The sequence below is a fragment of the Fluctibacter halophilus genome, assembly GCF_020687825.1.
Taxonomy (GTDB): Bacteria; Pseudomonadota; Gammaproteobacteria; order Enterobacterales; family Alteromonadaceae; genus Fluctibacter; species Fluctibacter halophilus.
The window spans coordinates 257,245-277,428 of record NZ_JAJEWP010000005.1 but is presented as its reverse complement, the minus strand read 5'-3'; the positions used below and the strand labels follow the sequence as shown (position 1 = coordinate 277,428).

At 54.5% G+C, this 20,184-nt stretch carries 21 protein-coding genes; 7 read left to right on the top strand and 14 right to left on the bottom strand.

Translation table 11 applies throughout. The features are described from left to right. Positions 1-119 precede the first annotated feature (119 nt). Entirely contained in the window at positions 120-2,057 is a 1,938-nt protein-coding gene (locus LJ739_RS15905; protein WP_229162098.1) for an alpha-amylase family glycosyl hydrolase, read from the top strand. Here the strand turns inward: LJ739_RS15905 and LJ739_RS15900 are convergent. The 5 genes from LJ739_RS15900 to LJ739_RS15880 all read right to left on the bottom strand — a co-directional run bounded on the left by LJ739_RS15900 (position 2,054) and on the right by LJ739_RS15880 (position 5,731). After that, positions 2,054-2,500: a hypothetical protein gene (locus tag LJ739_RS15900; RefSeq protein WP_229162097.1), complete on the bottom strand. Its 447-nt coding sequence runs from the start codon at positions 2,498-2,500 to the stop codon at positions 2,054-2,056. The two genes, LJ739_RS15905 and LJ739_RS15900, sit on opposite strands and share 4 nt — an antisense overlap. 13 nt (positions 2,501-2,513) lie before the next feature. Then, entirely contained in the window at positions 2,514-3,335 is an 822-nt protein-coding gene (locus tag LJ739_RS15895) for an FAD:protein FMN transferase (protein ID WP_229162096.1), read from the bottom strand. Beyond that, a complete protein-coding gene (locus LJ739_RS15890) occupies positions 3,307-3,855 on the bottom strand; it encodes an FMN-binding protein (protein WP_229162095.1) in 549 nt (182 codons plus the stop codon). Before LJ739_RS15890 ends, LJ739_RS15895 begins: the two co-directional genes overlap by 29 nt. 64 nt (positions 3,856-3,919) lie before the next feature. Then, entirely contained in the window at positions 3,920-4,822 is a 903-nt protein-coding gene (locus LJ739_RS15885) for a DUF6662 family protein (RefSeq protein WP_229162093.1), read from the bottom strand. A gap of 120 nt (positions 4,823-4,942) precedes the next feature. Continuing rightward, entirely contained in the window at positions 4,943-5,731 is a 789-nt protein-coding gene (locus LJ739_RS15880; RefSeq protein ID WP_229162091.1) for a substrate-binding periplasmic protein, read from the bottom strand. A gap of 286 nt (positions 5,732-6,017) precedes the next feature. Here LJ739_RS15880 and LJ739_RS15875 point away from each other — a divergent pair, with 286 nt between their 5' ends. Beyond that, a complete protein-coding gene (locus tag LJ739_RS15875) occupies positions 6,018-6,374 on the top strand; it encodes a hypothetical protein (RefSeq protein WP_229162089.1) in 357 nt (118 codons plus the stop codon). Between the two features lies 1 nt (position 6,375). On the opposite strand, the gene LJ739_RS15870 is transcribed toward LJ739_RS15875, so the two are convergent. After that, the gene (locus tag LJ739_RS15870; protein WP_229162087.1) at positions 6,376-7,125 is read right to left on the bottom strand and encodes a ferredoxin--NADP reductase; all 750 of its coding nucleotides are present in this window, start codon (positions 7,123-7,125) and stop codon (positions 6,376-6,378) included. 143 nt (positions 7,126-7,268) lie between these two features. Here LJ739_RS15870 and folM point away from each other — a divergent pair, with 143 nt between their 5' ends. Continuing rightward, the gene (gene folM / locus LJ739_RS15865) at positions 7,269-7,985 is read left to right on the top strand and encodes a dihydromonapterin reductase (RefSeq protein ID WP_229162085.1); all 717 of its coding nucleotides are present in this window, start codon (positions 7,269-7,271) and stop codon (positions 7,983-7,985) included. Positions 7,986-7,989: 4 nt separating this feature from the next. Here the strand turns inward: folM and LJ739_RS15860 are convergent, their stop codons facing one another. The 3 genes from LJ739_RS15860 to LJ739_RS15850 are packed head-to-tail and all read right to left on the bottom strand — an operon-like array spanning position 7,990 to position 10,424. Next, positions 7,990-8,592 (bottom strand): DUF3501 family protein, encoded by a 603-nt coding sequence (locus LJ739_RS15860; RefSeq protein ID WP_229162083.1) that lies wholly within the window; start codon positions 8,590-8,592, stop codon positions 7,990-7,992. A gap of 4 nt (positions 8,593-8,596) precedes the next feature. Then, positions 8,597-9,949 (bottom strand): heterodisulfide reductase-related iron-sulfur binding cluster, encoded by a 1,353-nt coding sequence (locus LJ739_RS15855; protein WP_229162082.1) that lies wholly within the window; start codon positions 9,947-9,949, stop codon positions 8,597-8,599. 55 nt (positions 9,950-10,004) lie between these two features. Next, positions 10,005-10,424 (bottom strand): rubrerythrin family protein, encoded by a 420-nt coding sequence (locus LJ739_RS15850; protein ID WP_229162080.1) that lies wholly within the window; start codon positions 10,422-10,424, stop codon positions 10,005-10,007. Between the two features lie 183 nt (positions 10,425-10,607). Between LJ739_RS15850 and LJ739_RS15845 the strand changes: the two genes are divergently transcribed. From LJ739_RS15845 to LJ739_RS15830, 4 genes are all read left to right on the top strand, one after another. Next, positions 10,608-12,617, top strand: coding sequence for a TonB-dependent receptor (locus tag LJ739_RS15845; protein WP_229162078.1), 2,010 nt, complete (start codon positions 10,608-10,610; stop codon positions 12,615-12,617). A gap of 76 nt (positions 12,618-12,693) precedes the next feature. Then, a complete protein-coding gene (locus LJ739_RS15840; RefSeq protein WP_229162076.1) occupies positions 12,694-13,737 on the top strand; it encodes an agmatine deiminase family protein in 1,044 nt (347 codons plus the stop codon). 4 nt (positions 13,738-13,741) lie between these two features. Then, positions 13,742-14,635, top strand: coding sequence for a carbon-nitrogen hydrolase (locus LJ739_RS15835; RefSeq protein ID WP_229162074.1), 894 nt, complete (start codon positions 13,742-13,744; stop codon positions 14,633-14,635). 66 nt (positions 14,636-14,701) lie between these two features. After that, a complete protein-coding gene (locus LJ739_RS15830; RefSeq protein WP_229162073.1) occupies positions 14,702-15,589 on the top strand; it encodes a transporter substrate-binding domain-containing protein in 888 nt (295 codons plus the stop codon). Here the strand turns inward: LJ739_RS15830 and LJ739_RS15825 are convergent. The 5 genes from LJ739_RS15825 to LJ739_RS15805 all read right to left on the bottom strand — a co-directional run bounded on the left by LJ739_RS15825 (position 15,579) and on the right by LJ739_RS15805 (position 20,137). Further along, positions 15,579-16,238, bottom strand: coding sequence for a glutathione S-transferase family protein (locus LJ739_RS15825; RefSeq protein WP_229162072.1), 660 nt, complete (start codon positions 16,236-16,238; stop codon positions 15,579-15,581). The two genes, LJ739_RS15830 and LJ739_RS15825, sit on opposite strands and share 11 nt — an antisense overlap. Positions 16,239-16,241: 3 nt before the next feature. Beyond that, a complete protein-coding gene (locus LJ739_RS15820; RefSeq protein WP_229162071.1) occupies positions 16,242-16,850 on the bottom strand; it encodes a glutathione S-transferase family protein in 609 nt (202 codons plus the stop codon). 103 nt (positions 16,851-16,953) lie between these two features. After that, positions 16,954-17,373: a DUF4112 domain-containing protein gene (locus LJ739_RS15815; RefSeq protein WP_229162070.1), complete on the bottom strand. Its 420-nt coding sequence runs from the start codon at positions 17,371-17,373 to the stop codon at positions 16,954-16,956. After that, on the bottom strand, positions 17,373-18,461 hold the full coding sequence (gene hemH, locus LJ739_RS15810; protein WP_229162069.1) for a ferrochelatase: 1,089 nt from the start codon (positions 18,459-18,461) through the stop codon (positions 17,373-17,375). Before hemH ends, LJ739_RS15815 begins: the two co-directional genes overlap by 1 nt. A gap of 83 nt (positions 18,462-18,544) precedes the next feature. After that, positions 18,545-20,137 (bottom strand): AbgT family transporter, encoded by a 1,593-nt coding sequence (locus LJ739_RS15805; RefSeq protein ID WP_229162068.1) that lies wholly within the window; start codon positions 20,135-20,137, stop codon positions 18,545-18,547. Positions 20,138-20,184 lie beyond the last annotated feature (47 nt).

Genomic DNA, 20,184 nt, shown 5'->3' with positions numbered 1-20,184 from the left:
AGAATTTACAACTGTAAACACATTGTTAATCATTTTGTCTAATATTCGCTACAAACAGTGGATCACAACACTGATCAGTGCTAACTTAATCGTGTAAGTTGAAACGATAGGCTTGAACAATGAATGTCGGTAAAGAAAGCAGTGTGACGCTGCAACGTATTGTCAACAATCTGGATTGGCAGGGGCTCAACCCCAGCCAGCGGCGTACCTTCGAACAACGTTTGAACGCGCACTTTCCACGTTTGTTTGGCTTGTTACTCGACATATACCCGTCGCGGTACGACCTGCATTTCCATTGTGAAGATCTGGTGCAGCGGTTGCTGCGAGGTTTCCTGCAACGCAACAACCGTTTGAAAGCGCTGGACAAGCAACGCCTGAAAGATCCCCACTGGTATAAATCACAGGATCGGGTCGGCATGTCCTGCTACGTCGACTTGTTTGCCGGTGACTTACAACGTCTCAAAGCACGCATCCCGTATCTGCAGGCCTGGGGGATCAATTACCTGCACCTGATGCCATTGTATGCGGTGCCCGAAGGTGACAGTGACGGTGGCTATGCGGTGTCTGACTATCGACGGGTCAATCCAGCCCTCGGCGACATTGACGATTTACGTGCCCTGGCCAAAGCCCTCGAGGATGCCGGCATCAGTCTGGTACTGGATTTTGTGTTTAACCACACTGCCGACAATCACCCCTGGGCCCTCGCCGCTCAACAGGGAGACCCTGTGTATCAGGATTATTACTACCTGTTTGATGATAAAACCGTGCCGGACCAGTATGAGCATCACTTGCGGGAAATTTTTCCCCAGGTACGGCGCGGTAACTTCACCTGGAATGACGCTGCACAAAAATGGGTATGGACCACCTTTAACAGCTTTCAATGGGATCTCAATTACACCAATCCCGAGGTGTTTAAGGCGATCACCGAAGAGATGCTGTTTCTGGCCAATATTGGCTGTGAAGGCCTGCGTCTGGATGCCCTGGCATTCATCTGGAAAGAGATGGGCACCGATTGTGAAAATCAACCCAATGCGCACAAACTGATCCAGGCATTCAACTGTTGTCTACAGATTGCAGCGCCCGCGGTGGTGTTTAAATCCGAAGCCATCGTTCATCCCGATGAAGTGGTTAAATACATCGACGCCGAGGAATGTCAGCTGTCCTACAATCCGCTGTTAATGGCATTGCTGTGGAACAGTCTGGCGACCCGTAAGACCCGCCTGCTGACGGCGTCGATGCAGAAAAGCTTCGCCATTTCGCCGGATTGCGCGTGGGTCAACTATGTTCGTTGTCACGATGACATCGGCTGGACGTTCGATGATGACGTCGCCGCGTCGTTGGGGATCAACGGCACCGATCACCGCCATTTTCTGAATCAGTTTTACACCGGCCGTTTTGAGGGCTCATTCGCCACCGGCGTGGCCTTTGCAGACAATCCGCAGACCGGTGACTGTCGGGTGTGTGGATCGATGGCCTCGCTGGCCGGGCTCGAACAGGCGATAGAGAAAGATGATCCGGCATTGATTGAACTGGCGGTAAAACGCATATTGCTGCTGCACGCTGTGACGTTTGCCATCGGCGGCATTCCGGTTCTGTACAGCGGTGACGAGCTGGGGTTATTAAATGACTACAGCTATCAAAGCGACCCAGACAAGCGCCATGACGATCGTTGGGTACACCGCGTGGCGTTAACAGACGATATCATCGACGCCAGCCTGCACGGCACCAACCCTCACCATGGTATCGTCGATAGCCTGCAGCATATGCTGTCGGTCAGGCGACGCCATGCCATCTTCGGTGAAGGAGCAACCGACATACTGACACCGTACAATGATCACGTGTTTGCCGTGGCCAGGCACCTGAACAACCAACACCTGGTGGCATTGTTCAATTTCAGTGAGCAAACACAGTCTCTCGATGGACGCATCCTTGAAGCGTTGGGCCCCAAGGCGGCCGGCGATGACCTGCTGACCGGTAAACACTATCAGGCCAGCGACGCCCTCAGCATACCGCCCTATGGAGTGGTGTGGATAGGCGCAAACCTGGACGGGAATTAGTCAAGTGCATTTGTCGCTCGACGTCCAAAAGCATGGGCCACAAAAAACACACAAAACCCAGCACCGCCGGCTACATGCAACAATGCCAACCAGTATTGACTGACTTCCTCGCTGGCATAGTAGAGGCCTATCGCTGTAGCGCCTAACACCAGCATCAACAGGCCGTTGACCAACCCGGTGACGCGCTGTTGCTTTTTGCGCCAATGACTGCGCATATGTACTGACCACAATGCGCCAACCAGCAGACTGACCAGCCATCCGCTGGCTGCATGGCTGCCGGCAACAGTTGTCCACCATACACCCGGAACGCGCCACGGCTGAGACAAGGCTAATTTAAATTCCAGCATTGTCGGAGTCATCAACACACCACTGGCGATAACCACCAACAGTGCCAACAACAACAAGGGGTAAAAAAGTCGGGGATAACCTTTTAGACGTCGCATGGGTTTATGACTCTCAGAGATATTCACTGTTGAACGCAGCAGCCACCGCACTGCGCTGTTCAGGAGGATAGGCGGCTAAGACTTTGGTCATCGCATCGGCACGCCAGGCAAACGGTGACTTAACACTGAGCAATGCTTGCTCCTTTGCCTCACCAACATAAGTAGCCGGATGCCCCTCACGCGGTGCGTAGCGAATTTGTGAAGAGGCAACAGCAGCATTGCACAACGTCAGTCCGCCACGCCGCAAACGCGGTGAGTCTACCATAACGCTCAGACTCTGGGCACCGAAGTGGCGAACATCGCCACCGGCATTGATCCACCCTCCATCAACACCATACCGCTTTAGTTCGGCGATCCCGCAATCAACCGCGTATCCCTTGGCAATACCATCTAAAGTAACGCGTACTGGCCGAAGCAGACGGGCTCTATTGCCGTCTATGTCTATGTCCGTCCAGGTACCTGATGGGAGTGATAGTGGCCCACCAAGATCCGGCAACGCACCTCGCAAAACTAACGCACCGCCAACGGTGCAATTGAAACGATCCTGACTCAGGCGCCCCATCGACCGGGCAAGTGACAGCACCCGACGAGCGTCCTGACTCAGAGGGATCCATTGGCCGGGATGGCGATTAAGGAATCCCAATTCACTGTCTCGGTTATGGGCACTCAATCGGTCCTGCACAACCCGTATGCGTGCAAAAGCATGCCGGGAAATCTCCAGCAATGCTGAGCGCGACATTCGGTTTGACCAAAGCCCAATTTCAACAAAGGTACCTAGCAGGGGCTGGACACGCCGAACGGGCTCATCATTGTGCGGGGCGCAAGAACTGTTCATGGATCACCAGCAAACGTTTTACCCCGTCGGTAAGGTTTCGACAGCTCAGGGTGGCTCCGCTGATGTTCTGGATATCTTCGTCCAACTTAAAGGTATCACCCGCTGTTTTGCCGACAAACTGCTCGCGCCAGCTCTCCCGTCTAACCTCACCGCCGTGGGTTTCACGATAGCTCAGAATTTCCATCCCCAACACGTTACCCTGCTGGTCGATTGCTGTGGCATAAGTGATGTATTCATGCTTACCGACAACGTCATCAATAATGAACCAGCCTTGTAACTCGCCGTCCTTTTCCACCCGCCACACCGGTTGTTCATTCTGTCGTTGTCGGGTTCCGGCCAGCGATTTGATGGTTGACTTGTGCTCATCGGTTAAGCTGAGATTGGCCGCCGTAAATGCCGTTGCATCCGGATATAGCAACTGCTGCGCTTCTTCAATACTGAAATAATCCACCGCAAAGGCGGGTGATGCGATAACGGTCAGCGGCATAAACCACAAACTGTTAATCAGATGCTTGTCCATTGTTCGCTATCCTCTGACAATACTGCCCGCTCAGGCGGGCAGTGATGAATTGGACCATTGCGGCCTAGAAATTAAAACCAACCGCCAGACGCAGCTCCTGCTTGGTCTTTTCAATCAGGTGTAGGCTCGTATCAGATTGGTTTGCGTATTGCTCCCCGCCACCTTCGAGCTGGGTTAAAAAGGCCAGCGTTCCCCACCAGGTAGCACTGCCATAGTGAATAGACGGTCCGGCAAACACGCTCCAGCGCTCTTGCCCTACTTCTGTTTCAAATTCGGTTTCATAAAACGCCTCAACACCGACAAACCATTTTGGTGCAACCCGGTAAGTCATGGCGGTTCCGAACTTGAGTTCCAGCTCCATTTCAGGGTCAGTCGGCCACTCAAACCCTTCCGGCAGATCATCGATAGCAGCACGATCAGCATAGGTCGCTTCCAGACCCAAGTTAGTCGCCCAAATTAGCTCGCCTTCGAGGAAATACTTCTGAGTCAGTAATTCCGTTTCAAAAGACAAGGTGTCTTTATCTTGTCCGGAATGAGGGTCAATCCAATCATAATTTGCACTCATGTACATGGACAGGCCGATGTCGTCTTTGGCCGGGCTCAAAAACATGTACTTGCCGCTGAACTCGATACCACTCAGCTTAAGGCCAATATCGTTGGCCTTGGGCAGATACCCATCAATGATCAAGCCCTGTGTATCAAGACGCATCATTTTCAGGCCGGCAGCGGCAGAAAAACGGTTGCTCACACCGTATTCCACTTCTGTCACGAAATCATAAGCGGTGTAATCACCCTGACCTTTGTCACTGCGACGGTTAACCTTCTGATAGATTTCCATGGCATCCTGAGGCAAAGTTTCCGCGCCTTTGACCACACCAAACATGTTTTCCGCGGCAATACCGGTAGCAGGCAAAGAGGCAACAAACGCGGCAGTGAAAAACGCAGCGCGACGACAAAGTACAAACATCATTTTCCCTTAGTAAAAGTACGGCTAAATATTTGGCGGGACTATACCGAGACTGAATAATTAATGCAAACTATTCCTATTTGCATTACCAGTATTATTTTATGCGCGGCAAGGTGTGGCTTATCGTACCGGTGGGCAAATGGAGGGACTGGAACTGGCAGTGCTGGTAAAAAAACGTAACCAGCGGGCAAATTCAGGACTGCGCACTACTTCCAAATAGGCCGCTGAAAACGGCGTAAACCACGCCGCATCGCGGCTGCTTTTCGACAATGCAAAGTGCACCTGTTCCTCAGAGACATTGGGTTTGAGGATGCGGTAATGAGGCAGGATCTGTTGCACATCATCAGCACATAACAGGCGCGGCAGGGATACGATGGTCAAGGGTATTTTATCCTTCGCCATTAGCGAGAACAGCAGCTCCTCGGTTTCGACAAAATCCCGTTGTATGTGGCGAGCCTTATCAAAATGCTGCCCGTAGGAGTAGTTGCGCGTCACGGTCACAAAGTGAGACTGCAAGGTCGATAACGAGCCGGTGTACTTTATAGGGCAGGGCCGCTGGCACACCAAGACAATAGGCTCCTGGGCATACGCCTGAGGCAGAAACACAAACTGTTGTTGCCGTGCAGGGGTTTTGTACAAGACCAGCATCAGATCATGCTGGCCATCGGCCAGTTCCGACAGCATCCGAGACCAGGGGCGCCGGGTCACGGTATACGACAGATCAGTACGCGCCACAATGGCGTCGAGCAGCCGCACGCCCAGGCCCGTCAGGGTGCCCTGTTGCTGGACATAATACGGAGGATAATCGACATCCCCGATCACTACCCTGAGAGTCGTGTCCGATGGCATCGCTCGTGGTGCAAACAGCAACAGACAGACACTGAGCAACGCCCGTTGAAGCAACAACATATCGCCTTGATAAATTCATTATGAGGTGCAAACACGCTGCCCGACGGGGGCTTGTCCGTGCACGGTCACACACAAGGTTATGGGCAGCGGCCTTACCGACGGTAACGAACATCGGCTTCCATATCGCTGCCTTCCATGCCTTAACGTTAGCAGTGAAGCGGGGGAAAATCACGTTCAACGCAGATGATCTGACCGACGCCCGTTGCTTTACAACTAACCCAGGCGCAACAGTTGCACATTGACGGGGGCTCGGTTACTTTGACACTTTACAGTGAAGGATGTGGCCATGATTGATATTTTTCACGCACAGCATCTGCTGCAGCAACAAATGGCATCGGCACCCGATGAGCGTTCGATGATCCGCATGGTCATGGCGGCACTCGACAGCTATGCATTGGCCACCAGCGTCAAACATGCCGAACTGGACATTGCTTTTGCGGCGACCGGTGGCCCCACCCAATGGGTCAATGTGGACAATATGGCGGTCGATTTTTCCCCGCAGCCCGAACGCGCCAGTCAATACGGCGATATTCTGGTTGAACGGGCCTATGGTTACGTCAACCTGTCAACACCTGCGGGATTTATTCCCTTGGTGGATGTCATCGCCGAGCTGGGTATTCTCAAACGTAAACAGCTCAATTAGATTACCAATACCGCTCCAGACTGACGTGACCAGGCTTTCGGCGTAAATGCTTGTGCATGCCGCGCTGTTCAAGTACCGCAACCGTTTCAGTGATCATGTCGGGATTGCCACACAGCATCACGTGTTGATTGGCGGGTGCTAACGTCACACCGGCCACTTTTTCTAATTCACCGTTTTCAATCAAGCCAGGGATACGTCCTCGCAATCCGCCAGGATTATCCTCGCGGCTGACCACAGGCACAAAACGGAAACGACCTGCATAGTCCTGTTGCCATTGCTGCAACAGGGGCATATACGCCAAATCCGCTTGGGTTCTGGCACCATAGACCAGCACTATGTTCTCAAACCGTGACCATACCGTGCGATCCGCCAAAATCGATAAAAACGGCCCGACACCGGTTCCGGTCGCCATCATCCACAGGGTTGTTGCATCCGGCACTTCATCGATCACCAGAAAACCGGTTGCCGGCGCCATCACACAAAGGGGATCACCCTCTTTAAGGGTATGTAACTGCGGCGATAACTGCCCTTCTTCAACTGGCACAGCAAGGATTTCCAGCAAGGGTTGTTGCGGGGCATTGACCAGAGAATAGGGACGCGATAACACCTTGGTATCATCGATACGAAGACCAAATTTAGTAAACTGACCGGCAGTAAACGCCGGGAAATCTGCGCAATCGATTTGCAGACTGAATAAATGATCGTTCCAGCCAATACGCTTAACGACGGTTCCATCAAGCCATTGTGCCATGCCATACCCTCCGTTTTTGTCCACGCTACCGCATCCGCGGTACAATTTCATCCATGCATTGAACAGGGGTATTTTTGCCCTGCCCTTGGTAAATCAAGACGACTGACATAGACTGGCGCAAACTGGTCCGAACAAGTAAGTCCATGGAACATTCTCCCGCACCGATTTTAATTACCGGAGGTGCACAGCGCATCGGTCTGGCAGTTGCCGAGGCCCTGCTGGCCGATGGTCATCATGTGCTGGTCACCTATCGCAGCCAACGGCCCGGCCTGGCGACACTCAAAGCCGCCGGTGCAACCCTGATTGAAGCCGATTTTACGGAACAACAAGGCATCGAACGTTTCATCCATTACCTGAAAACCCATCACGATCGACTGCGTGCCATTATTCACAATGCCTCAGACTGGGAGGCCGAAAGTGAAAGTACCCCAGCCGCGCAAACCATGGCCCGGATGCTGAACATCCATGTCCAGGTGCCCTACCAGATCAACCTTGCCTGTGCCGACATGTTAGGGGCTGACAACATCAAAGGCGACATCATCCATATGACGGATGGAGTGCAGGACAAAGGCAGCGCCAAACACCTGGCGTATGCCGCCAGCAAAGCCGCATTACATAACCTGACCCTGTCTTTTGCGCAGCGCCTGGCACCTGCGGTTAAGGTCAACAGCATTGCGCCGGCGCTACTGATGTTCAATGAGGGAGATGACGAGGCTTACCGTGCCAAAGCGCTGAAAAAGTCGCTGTTGGAGACGTGTCCGGGACCGTCAGAAGCAGTCAACACAGTGCGTTATTTGCTCGCCAGCGACTACATCACCGGCCGCTGCCTGTATCTGGATGGCGGACGCCACCTTAAGTAGACCGCTAATGGGTTACTTCCAGCGGCGAAAAGTCTTCGCCCAGCGCCCGTTGCACCGAAGCAGGCAATGCCAGAGGGCCATAATGATACGCGGCATGCTCCACGCCAATCCACACGCTTGCTCCGCTCAGCCAGGCACGGATCATGTCCGGGCTGAACTCGAAACGCAGAAAATGGACCGACGAGGTTTTCTCTTCGGTTTCACGGGATAAGTCTTCGTTGGCAATCGGGTGCACGGGATCAAAACCATCCACTTGCAGGTAGACACATTTCTCGATACCAATCATGGTTGCCAGCTGTCGCTTGCGCTCGTCAGGATCGGCATACTCAATCATCATCGTGGCTTTGAGATTGGTGCCATCAGGGATGAGGGGATTGTAGGCATCCAGTTCTTCTTCAATGCCACTGCGCTCAAATATTCGTTCAATGCGCAGCATTTCCTGTACCTGATAGTGGATGGTGGTGTAGTCCTCGAACAACAGACGCAAGTGAGCTCCAATAGGCACCTGACGGTGCTTTTTATGTGCCATGACGTCCCGTCGGAACGCAGCGCGCTGCTCGGCATATTCCTCCAGTGACATCAGCTGCTCTCGATGTAATTTCTGCATTGCACTACTCCCCATCGGTCAACCCATAAGCCATCGCCAACAGCGTCAACGGATGTGTCGGTTGTATTTCTCCTTCCGCCAGTGCTGCCAGGTGTGCCGATGCCATCGGACAATCACTGGCCAGATGGTCGGCCTTGGCCTGGTCAATCTTACGCACCACCGGTCGGGCAATTTTCACCGCCTTATCATGACTTTCCACCTTGACGGCGTAGGTACCATCATGGCCGGAACAACGCTCCTGAGCATCCACCCGGGTATCCGGTATCAGCGCCAGCACATCGCGGGTTTTCAGGCCAATGTTCTGTACCCGCAAGTGACAGGCCACGTGGTAGCTGATATCGCCCAGACCGGTCTTGAAGTCGGTGTTCAGCTTGCCTTCTTTATGCCGCAAGAACAGGTATTCAAACGGGTCGAAAAAGGCCGCTTTGACCGCCTGAACCTTCTCGTCATCCGGGTACATGAGCGGCAACTCCTGTTTGAACATCAATACGCAGGAAGGCACCGGCGCGATCAGATCATAGCCCTGCTGGACTTTCTCATACAGGGCGGGAATGTTGTTCGCGCGGGCGCGATGCACCGCATCCAGATCGCCAAGTTCCAGCTTGGGCATGCCACAACACTGCTCCTTGTCCACCAAAACGACACCAATACCATTGTGCTGAAACACCTTGACCAGGTCCTCGCCCAGGTGGGGGCTGTTATAGTTGCCGTAGCAAGTCGCAAACAGCGCCACTTTGCCGGTTGTTCGACCGACAGACTCGGCGGGCAGCGTTTTCAGCATAGGCGCAACCCGTTTGCGCAGGGTGCGGTGGTGGTATTCGGGAACGGGCGCGTCTTTGTGCACACCCAATTGCGACTCAAGCACGCCGCGAAATGCAGGGCTGCGATTCAACGCATTGACGGTCACATCCACCACCGGAATGCTGGCCAGTTTGCCCAGCTTGTCGGTACTGGTCAGCAAGGTGTCCCTTCGCGAAGCGCCGTTGGCGCGAAAGTGCTGTGCTTTGGCACGCAGCATCAGGTGCGGGAAGTCCACCTGCCACTCATGTGGCGGTACATACGGACACTTGCTCATGTAGCACATGTCACACAGATAACACTGCTCTACGACTTTGTGGTAGTCCTGCTTGTCGACACCGTCGACTTCCATGGTGTCTGATTCATCGACCAAATCAAATAAGGTGGGGAATGCATCGCACAGGCTCACACAACGTCGGCACCCGTGACAGATATCAAATACCCGTTCCAGTTCCTGCTCCAGGGCTTGTGGATCCCAGAACGCCTCATCCTGCCAATTTATCGGGTGGCGCGTGGGCGCCTCGAGACTGCCCTCGCGGGTGGTTTTGCCAGCGCACATAATCAAATCCTGTCAGTGGACAGTGCCCAATGGGCACTGCGCTTGTCAGCCCCAATCAGGCATCCAGGGTATCCAGGGCTTTCTGGAAGCGGTTGGCATGACTTCGCTCTGCTTTAGCCAAGGTCTCAAACCAATCGGCGATTTCATCAAAGCCTTCATCCCGCGCCGTTTTTGCCATGCCCGGGTACATATCGGTGTATTCGTGAGTCTCACCGGCAATGGCCGTTTTGAGGTTGTCCTGGGTTGAACCGAAGGGCAATCCGGTCGCCGGGTCGCCAGTTTCTTCAAGATACTCCAGATGACCGTGGGCGTGTCCAGTTTCGCCCTCTGCCGTGGAACGGAATACGGCTGCGACATCGTTGTAACCTTCCACATCGGCTTTTGAAGCGAAGTACAGGTAGCGGCGATTAGCCTGGGACTCGCCGGCGAACGCATCTTTAAGGTTTTGCTCGGTTTGTGAACCTTTCAGTGACATGATGATCTCCAGAAATGGACAGTGTTTGCCTTCTTAAAAGTAGTCATCGAACAAACTTTGAGCAATCGATTAAAGCGATTAAGTCAATCGGCGTAAGTGATTCACCTCCGGGCGGGTTTGAGGGATAATTGCCGACAAATTCCCTGATTTGAAACTGTGTTGATTAAGCCTCTGAAATCATTTTTGTTTTTGTCCCTTTTCAGTGCTGTTGGTAACGCCCAACAAAACACTGAGCTGGAACAGATCACGGTAACCACCCGTCAACCCGGTATCGCAGTGAAGGACACCAGCTTTGCCCTTTCCCTGCTGTCAAAAGACGCCATACAACAAACCGGCCACCAGCATATGCAACAGCTTGTGACCCGTGTTCCTGGCGCGTGGGTCAGTCGCGGGAACGGACAGGAACACCTGACGGCGATCCGCTCGCCGGTGCTGACCGGTGCCGGCAGTTGCGGTGCCTTTCTGATCGCCGAAGACGGTGTTTCATTGCGTGCCAACGGCTTTTGCAATGCCAATCAACTGTTTGATGCCAATACTGAACAGGCCACCGGTATCGATGTACTGCGCGGTCCTGCCAGTGTGTTGTACGGCAGCAATGCCCAGCACGGCGTGATCAACGTGCTTACCCCACAGCCCCGCAGCGAACAAGGTCATGATTTCACCCTGCGGGCTGGTCCTCACGTGTATCGCCATGCCACACTGGCCAGCCGCTGGCACACCCAGCACGCCAGCACCGGCATTTACATCAACGGCACCAGTGACAATGGCTACCAGGCCGACAGCGGCTTTGATCAACAAAAAGCCACACTGGTGCATCAACACGAAAGTGCCGGGTGGGACAGCAAGACCACTTTCACGGCGACCAACCTGAATCAGGAAACGGCCGGTTTTGTACAGGGTAAAGACGCCTATCGCGACCCCGTTTTGCGACGCAGCAATCCCAACCCGGAAGCGTTCAGAGACGCGCAAAGCGTGCGTATTGCCAGCCACTGGCGGTCTACTGACAGCGAACAATCACGCTGGCAGATCACCCCTTACCTGCGCTGGAATCAGATGACGTTTTTGCAGCACTACCTGCCCTGGCAGGCAACGGAATCCAATCACCATCGCAGTATTGGTGTGCAACTGGCACGCTTCCATCAATCCGAAGACGTGCAGTGGCAATGGGGCGTGGACTCAGAATGGACCGAGGGCGGACTGAAAGAAACACAAGCCGAACCGTTTTCACCCACCGTGCCGGCTGGTAGCCACTACGACTACACCGTTATCAGCCGTCAAATGGCCCCTTATCTACGCGGTGAACTGGCGCTGAGTGATCGATGGCATATGGGCGCCGGTGTGCGTTACGACTGGCTGGAGTATGACTATCGCAACCATCTTCCTGACGGTGATGCCTGTGCGCCCGACATCAATGGTTGTCGCTTTACCCGCCCTGCCAGTCAGTCCAAATCCTACGGTCAGACATCTGTACGAGCCTTTGCCCGCTATCAGCTCGACAATGACGGCCAGTTGTATACCTCTGTCAGCCAGGGGTTCAGAGCACCACAGGCCACAGAATTGTTCCGCCTGCAAGGGGGACAAACCACGGCCGATCTGAAAACCGAATTACTGCGCTCAGTGGACGTCGGCTGGCGCTCACCGGTGGGACAAGGCTGGATAGACTTGTCGGTGTACCTGGCTACCAAGTCCCGGGTCATCTTCCAGGACAGTGAACGCCGGCAGGTCAATGATGGGGCTACCCGCCACCAGGGTGTGGAGCTGCAGCTCGAGCAACCGATCAATGCACAGTGGCGGGTGTCCGTCGCCGCTACATTGGCACGTCATACCTATCGCGACGACTATGCCTTCAGTAACGGCGACGTGAAAGGCAATGACATTGATACTGCCCCCCGCCACATGGGCCGCGTGGGCCTGAAATGGCGTCCCGATGAGCAGTTGGCGGTCAACCTGGAATGGGTGCATATGGGCGATTACTATACCGATCCGCAAAACAGCGCCCGCTACGCGGGGCATGATCTGCTGAACCTCAGGGCCCGGTGGCAGTTAGATGACGCCTGGACAGTGACGTTGCAGGCATTAAACCTGACGGATTCCGCCTACGCAGAGCGGGCGGACTATGCCTTTGGCAACGAACGTTACTTTATCGGCGAACCGCGCAGCGTCTATCTGGGGATTCAACGCCACTGGCAATAAAAAAGATCGCGACCAGTAGCAGACGCAGAACACAACAACTTCTATAATCCGTGACCTTGGGTTTTTAAGGATTTCTATGACATCTGTTGAACGATTATTGCCGGAATGGGCGCCGCAGGAAGCCATCATTCTGGCCTGGCCGGACCAACATACCGATTGGGCCCCCTGGCTGGTGGAAGCGCGACAAACCTACCTGGCGCTGATGCAAGCCATTACAGCAAACGGCGTGGGCGTTATTTTGTTGATCCGCAGCGAGGCAAAGCCCGACTTTGTAGCCATGGCGGACAATCTCAGTGGCGTGTTACTGGTCGAAGCCGATTACAACGACACCTGGGTGCGGGACTATGGTTTCCTGACCCTTGCCAGCGGCGAGCGACGGGTCCCTCTGAGTTATGTGTTCAATGGCTGGGGCAACAAATTCGACGCCCGCAAAGACAACGACATCAACCTGAATGTGTTGGCGTCGATGTGCGTAGAGCCCATGCGGTTTGTCGACATGGTATGCGAAGGGGGCGCACTGGAAATCGATCAACAGGGTCATTTACTCAGTACTGCCCTGTGTCTGCAAAACCCCGAGCGCAATGGTGATCAATCGCTCAGTGCCTACCAGGCTGCATTTGCACAGCAGTTGGGCGCCACACGGGTGAGCATTTTTCAGCATGGTCATCTGGAAGGAGATGACACCGACGGTCACATTGACACGCTTGTACGGTTTACCCCAAGCCAGGGGCTGGTGATCCAAAGTGCGTTTAATGTGCCACAGGATCCCCATCATGATGGCCTGCGCGACCTGGTCGAAGAATGCCGTCAACACTGCCCTGAACATACTATTTTCGAGCTGCCCCTGCCCTGTATCGTCAATGCGGCGGGTGAACGATTACCGGCATCTTATGCCAACTACCTGATCAGCAACGGGCAAATCCTGTTCCCGGTGTATGGGGCACCACAAGACCAGCAGGCGCTGGAGATCGTGCAACGCGCCCATCCCGGTTTTCAGGTGGTTGCGATTGACGCCTTACCGCTGGTCCAGCAATTTGGTAGCATCCATTGCATCAGCATGCAGGTACCTAAGGGTACGCTGAAAGGCGAGGTACTCGCCCAGTTAACCACCGAGGTGTAATTCTATGACTTCATCAACATTGCGCGTTGGCGTGGTACAACAAGCCATTGCGGACAATGACAAGCAACGCAACTGGCAAGCCAGCGCCGAACAGATTGCCACTTTGGCCGAACAGGGCTGTGAACTGATCCTGTTGCAGGAGCTGCACAGCACGTTGTATTTCTGCCAGCAGGAAAACACCGACTTTTTCGATTTGGCGGAAACCATTCCCGGTCCCGCCACCGACTACTTTGCCGACGTCGCCGCCAAGCACAACGTGGTACTGATCACATCCTTATTTGAAAAGCGTGGCTCAGGCCTTTACCACAATACCGCGGTGGTGTTCGACCGACAGCAAGGCATGGTCGGCAAATACCGTAAAATGCACATCCCCGATGATCCGGGGTTTTACGAGAAGTTTTATTTCACGCCCGGCGACCTGGGATTCGAACCCATTGATACCAGCGTGGGACGTCTGGGCGTACTGGTGTGCTGGGATCAGTGGTATCCGGAAGCGGCTCGCTTAATGGCGATGCGTGGTGCCGATCTGCTGTTTTACCCCACCGCCATCGGCTGGGACATGACCGACAGCGAAGATGAGCGCCTGCGTCAACATGATGCCTGGCAAACCATTCAACGGGCCCATGCCGTTGCCAATTCCTTACCGGTGGTGGTCGCTAACCGCACCGGCTTTGAAGCCTCACCGGTCGACGGTGACCCGGGGATCCAGTTCTGGGGACAGAGTTTCGTCGCAGGCCCGCAGGGTGAGATCCTGGCTAAAGCCGGCATCGATGAGGCGCAAAATCTGGTGGTCGACATTGATATGACCCGAACCGAGCAGGTTAAGCGCATCTGGCCTTATTTCCGTGACCGTCGCATCGACGACTACCAGGACCTGACCCGGCGCTGGCGGGATTAGTCCCGGCAGATGACAGAGGCGCGTCGCTGTGCCACACTGAAGTAACTTCATTAAGCGACGTGCCCTATGCTCTGTGTGTTTTCTCGCATCAGACTGATAGCACTGTTCAGTCTGATCTGGCTCCCCTTCGATCTGTCGGCCGACGACAGCGCATCCATTCGTTACCTGAACAACACCGACACCATCGCCGAGTACGGTGACTATTTCATTGCCCTGCTGGCGTTGGCAGTGGACAAATCCACGCCCCAATATGAATCGGTCAAACTGACTGCAATAGAAACGTCGATGCGTCAGAGTCGCCAGTTCCTGAGCTTGCAAGCCCATCAGCTTGACGTGATGTGGACCGTCACAAACCGGGAACGGGAGCAACAGGCACTGCCGGTACGCATACCATTGCTAAAAGGCCTGATTGGTCATCGGGTGTTCCTGATCAGGGCCAAGGACCAATCCCGCTTTGACAGTATCACCACGCTGAGACAGTTGGGCCAATTGGTCGCTGTGCAAGGCCATGATTGGCCGGATGTCGCCATTCTTGAACACGCAGGCTTGCAGGTCGCCAAAGAAACCTGGCACGCCACGCTGGGAAAGCTGGTCCAGACCGGCATCGTTGACTATTTTCCCCGTTCGGTGCTGGAAGTGTTACCGGAGCTGGATATTCTGGGCGGTTCGCTGGCGGTGGAGCAACAACACCTGCTGGTCTACCCCAGTGCGATGTACTTTTTTGTCGACCCGTCACGGCCAGACTTGGCCCAACGTCTGGAATACGGGTTGCGCAAAGCCATCGAAGACGGCAGCTTCGAGCAGTTGTTTCTCAGCTATCCGGCCCATAAGCGGGCCTTAGATACCCTCAAGCTCGAACAACGACGGGTACACCGTCTTGATAACCCGACCTTGCCGGATAACACCCCGCTTAATGATGACGCGCTGTGGATGACGCCCTTTTCTAGCGAGTGACCACCTTGGCGGCACCTTTCAGCAGCGCCTCTGGATCTATCGGTGCCGGAACTTCCACGCCCCGTCGTGCCGCCGGCCGGGCCTCAATGCTTTTGCGCCAACGGTTGAGATGTTCGAGCCCGTCAACTGACACACCCGACCATTTATAGGTTCTCACCCAACACCAGTTAGCAATGTCGGCGATGGAATAGTCGCCAACCAGGTATTCCCGATCGGCCAGGTGACCATCCAATACTTCAAACAAACGACGCCCTTCGTTCTGGTAACGATCGATGGCGGTGGGTATTTTCTCCGGCAGGTAGCGATAGAACACGTTGGCCTGTCCCAACATTGGCCCGACACCACCGACCTGAAACATCAGCCACTGGATCACCTGGCTGCGCTGTTTGGCATCCGTGGGCATTAACCGGCCGGTTTTCTCCGCCAGATACAACATGATCGCGCCCGACTCAAACACTGCAAAATCGTCGTTATCGTGATCAACAATCGCAGGGATGCGGCCATTGGGGTTGATGGCCAGAAAATCTGCGGTTTTTTGCTCGCCTTTGGCCAGATTCAGGGCATGTACCGTGTAGTCCATGCCCATTTCTTCCAGGGTAACCGAGGCCTTCCAGCCATTCGGCGTTGCCGCCGTGTACAGACTGATCATGGCTCAGGCCTGCGCACTGGGACGGGCACTGACCCGTGCATGCCAGTCTTTCACATGGGTGTGTTGCTCGCCGGGACGGATTTTCACCACCCTCGCGAAATCAATCGCACACAAGGCCGTGATGTCGGCAATGCTGAATACATCGCCTGCACAATAAGGGCTTTCACCGAGGCGCGTATTCAATACGTCCAGATAGGCGATGGCGTTCTCACCCGCAACCTTGCCAAATTCCGGCACTGGCGTCATGCGGTCCTTGAAATACCCGGTACTGTGCTGGAAACACAACCCAATCATGTTCATCAGACCGAATTCAATCTGCCGCTGCCACATCTCGATAGTGGCCTGTTCTAAGGCCGATGTGCCGAACAGCGGAGGATCAGGATGCAACACCTCGAAGTAGCGGCAGATGGCCACCGATTCACTGATGCAGGTACCGTCATCGAGTTCAAGGATGGGAATTTTGGCAATCGGATTGCGACGACGCATGACGTCAGACAGGTTTTCACCGCCTTGGATGTCGACCTGCTGATAGTCCATGTCGATGCCTTTTTCGGCCAGAAAAATTCGCACACGGCGAGGATTGGGTGCCGTGCGGGTCTCGTAAATTTTCATAGGGTGCTCCGGTAGCGCTGTCATCCCAGCGTAGATGACAAGCCCCGACAATGACAAATCATCACTGGTGTTTAACCCCTATAAAAGCGATGAATGCCCCGGTTCAGTCTTGTTGCTGAGCACTCCACTGAGCCATTTTTTCACCAGTTTGCGCCTTTAGTGCCTGCTGGTGTTGTTCGTTCCACCAGCGTTCCAGCATGCGCACATTGGTCTGGTTGGCTTTGAAAAACAGGTCAATGAGGTCACCCACCAGTGGGATCAGACCAAACAAAGCATCCAGTACAAGATTACGGATCATGGCCCGTTGAATGTGCCCTGGCGCACCCATGCGACGGGCCAGCAACCACATCCGGGCACCGATCAGCGCCATCACTATATCACCAGCACCGGGGATCAGACCGATCAGAAAATCCCAGCCGACCCGGTAGCCAATGATTGGAATGCGTATTGCGTTGTCCAGCAGTTGCGCCAGCCGTTGGGCCTGTTGCAACTCCTGTGGAATGTGCACGTTTGGTTTGTCCATCAGCCGTTACTCTCAGGATAGGTGTAGGCATCAGCCCGGGCCTTTCGCCCATCATAGTCTTCGCTAAGCGTCCAGCCATTGAGGTGCTGCTGAACCAGTGACAGCAACGCATCGATGTGGGCAGGCTGACTGTTCAGCGCCTCGATGTATTCATAGCGCTTGCCACCGGCGTGCAGGAAATAGTCGCGGTTTTCTTCGCCAATCTCTTCGATGGTTTCCAGGCAATCTGCCGAGAACCCGGGACACACCACCTGCACTTCGTGCACCCCCTGGTCGGGTAACGCTTTGAGGGTCTCATCGGTGTAGGGACGCAACCATTCTTCCCGACCAAAACGGGACTGGAAGGTGGTCATGTACTGGTCTTTTTCCAGCCCCAGGTATTCAGCCAACAACCGGGAAGTTTTGTGACACTCACAGTGATAAGGGTCGCCGTTGGTCAGGTACCGTTTGGGGATGCCATGGTAGGACATGATCAGGCGCTGTGCGCGACCGTGTTCTGCCCAGTGGGCTTTAATGCTCTCCCCCAACGCCTGAATGTACGGCGGGTAGTCATGGTAGTGATTGATAAAGCGCAACTCGGGTAACCAGCGTCGTTGGCGAAAGTCCTCGGCCACCGCATCGAAGGTTGATGCCGTGGTGGATGCACAGTATTGAGGGTACAGCGGCAATACCAACAATTTGCGCACCCCTTGGGCACACAGCCGGTCAATCGCCGTGCTGATACTGGGGTTGCCATAGCGCATGGCAAACTCGACCACCACCTGCTCGCCATATTGCTGAGACAGTTTATCCGCCAACGCCTTGGCCTGGTCGCGGGTGTGGATCAGCAACGGTGAGCCTTCGTCGGTCCAGACCCCCTGATAGGCTTTGGCAGATCGAGACGGGCGGATATTCAGGATCACACCGTTGAGGATCAACCACCATAATGCACGTGGCACTTCCACCACCCGCGGATCAGATAAAAACTCACGCAAATAGGTTTTCAGCGCGCCACGATTGGGGGCGTCGGGGGTGCCCAGGTTGGTCACCAACACACCAATCCGGTCGGCCTGACCATGATCAAAGCCCTGTGTATTTTTGTACTTCATGTCCGTTTCCCTCTTTCAACCGCCCTGATACGTAAAAGGCCCACAAATGGACCTTTTACGTTTGCTGAAAATGCGCCCGGCGTTTACTGACCGATGTAGGTTGCTGCCCCCGGACCTACCGGCATGCCCAACAAGAACACCCAGACGTAGAACAAGATAGTCCAGCCGACCACAAACACCATGCTGTAGGGCAACATGGTCGCTATCAGCGTACCCATGCCCAAGTCTTTCTTGTAGCGTGCAGCCATGGCCAGGATCAAACCGAAATAGCTCATCATCGGTGAGATAACGTTGGTCACCGAGTCTCCGATACGGTAAGCCGCCTGGATCACTTCAGGAGCAAAGCCAATCAGCATCAACATCGGCACGAATATCGGTGCGGTCACTGCCCATTGTGCAGATGCACTGCCCAATGACAGGTTTACAATGCCACACATGATGATGAACAGGATAAACACTTCCGGACCATCCAGCCCCAGCGCTTGCAACATCGTTGCCCCTTTCACCGCCAACACCGTGCCCAGGTTGGTCCACTTGAAGAACGCCACGAACTGGGCAGCGAAAAACACCAGCGTGATATACAAGCCCATAGTGCCCATACTTTTTGACATGGCGTTGATGATGTCACGGTCGTTTTTCATCGTTCCGGCAACACGGCCATATACGAAGCCCGGGATGGCAAAGGTGATGAAAATAAACGCCACAATGCCTTTCAGGAACGGCGAACCTGCCACTCCACCGGTTTCTGGATTCCGCAAAATACCGTTCTCCGGCACGATGGTCAGGGCCAGCACACCACAGGTGATGGCAAACGCCAGACCCGCCATTTTGAGGGCCTTTTTCTCTTGCGCAGTAGGCGGCACCATGTCTTGCTTTTCCAGCTCAACAGACGCTTCGCTGGGATCGTATTTACCCAATCGCGGTTCAACGATTTTCTCGGTCACCATGGCGCCCATAAACGCCACTGCGAAGGTACTGATGAACATGAAATACCAGTTCACTTCCGGCCCAACGCTGTATTCGGGATCGATCATGTGTGCCGCTGCTTCAGTAATCCCCGACAACAACGGATCCACCGTACCCAGCAACAGGTTTGCACTGTAGCCACCGGACACCCCGGCAAATGCAGCGGCTAAACCCGCCAACGGGTGACGGCCGAGGCTGTGGAAAATCATCGCAGCAAGGGGGATCAGTACAACGTACCCCAGCTCTGATGCAGTGTTGGAAAGAATACCGGCAAACACGATGGTTACGGTTACCATGCGCTTGGAGGCATTCATTACCAGACCACGCATGGCCGTGGACAACAAGCCCGAATGCTCGGCTACAGACACGCCCAACAGAGCCACCAGCACGGTACCCAGCGGTGCAAAGCCTGTGAAATTGGTGACCAGGCCGGTCACGATGCGCTGCAGGCCCTCGGCACTGACCAGCGATATCACTTCAATCATGCCATCCGCATCCCGCCCCTTGGCACCCACGGGTCGAGGGTCGGCAACGGCTACATCAAAATAGCCCAGGATACCGCTCAGGATAACGATGAAGACTGCCAAACTGGCAAACAGGGTAATGGGGTGAGGTAACAGGTTACCCAACCACTCAACGGTCGCCAGAAAACGGGCAAACAGGCCCCCTTTCTGGTTAGTCTCTGTGGACTTTCCAGTTTCTTCTACCAACAAAATGGATCCTCTGTCGTAACTTTTATAATTATGCGGCACTATGG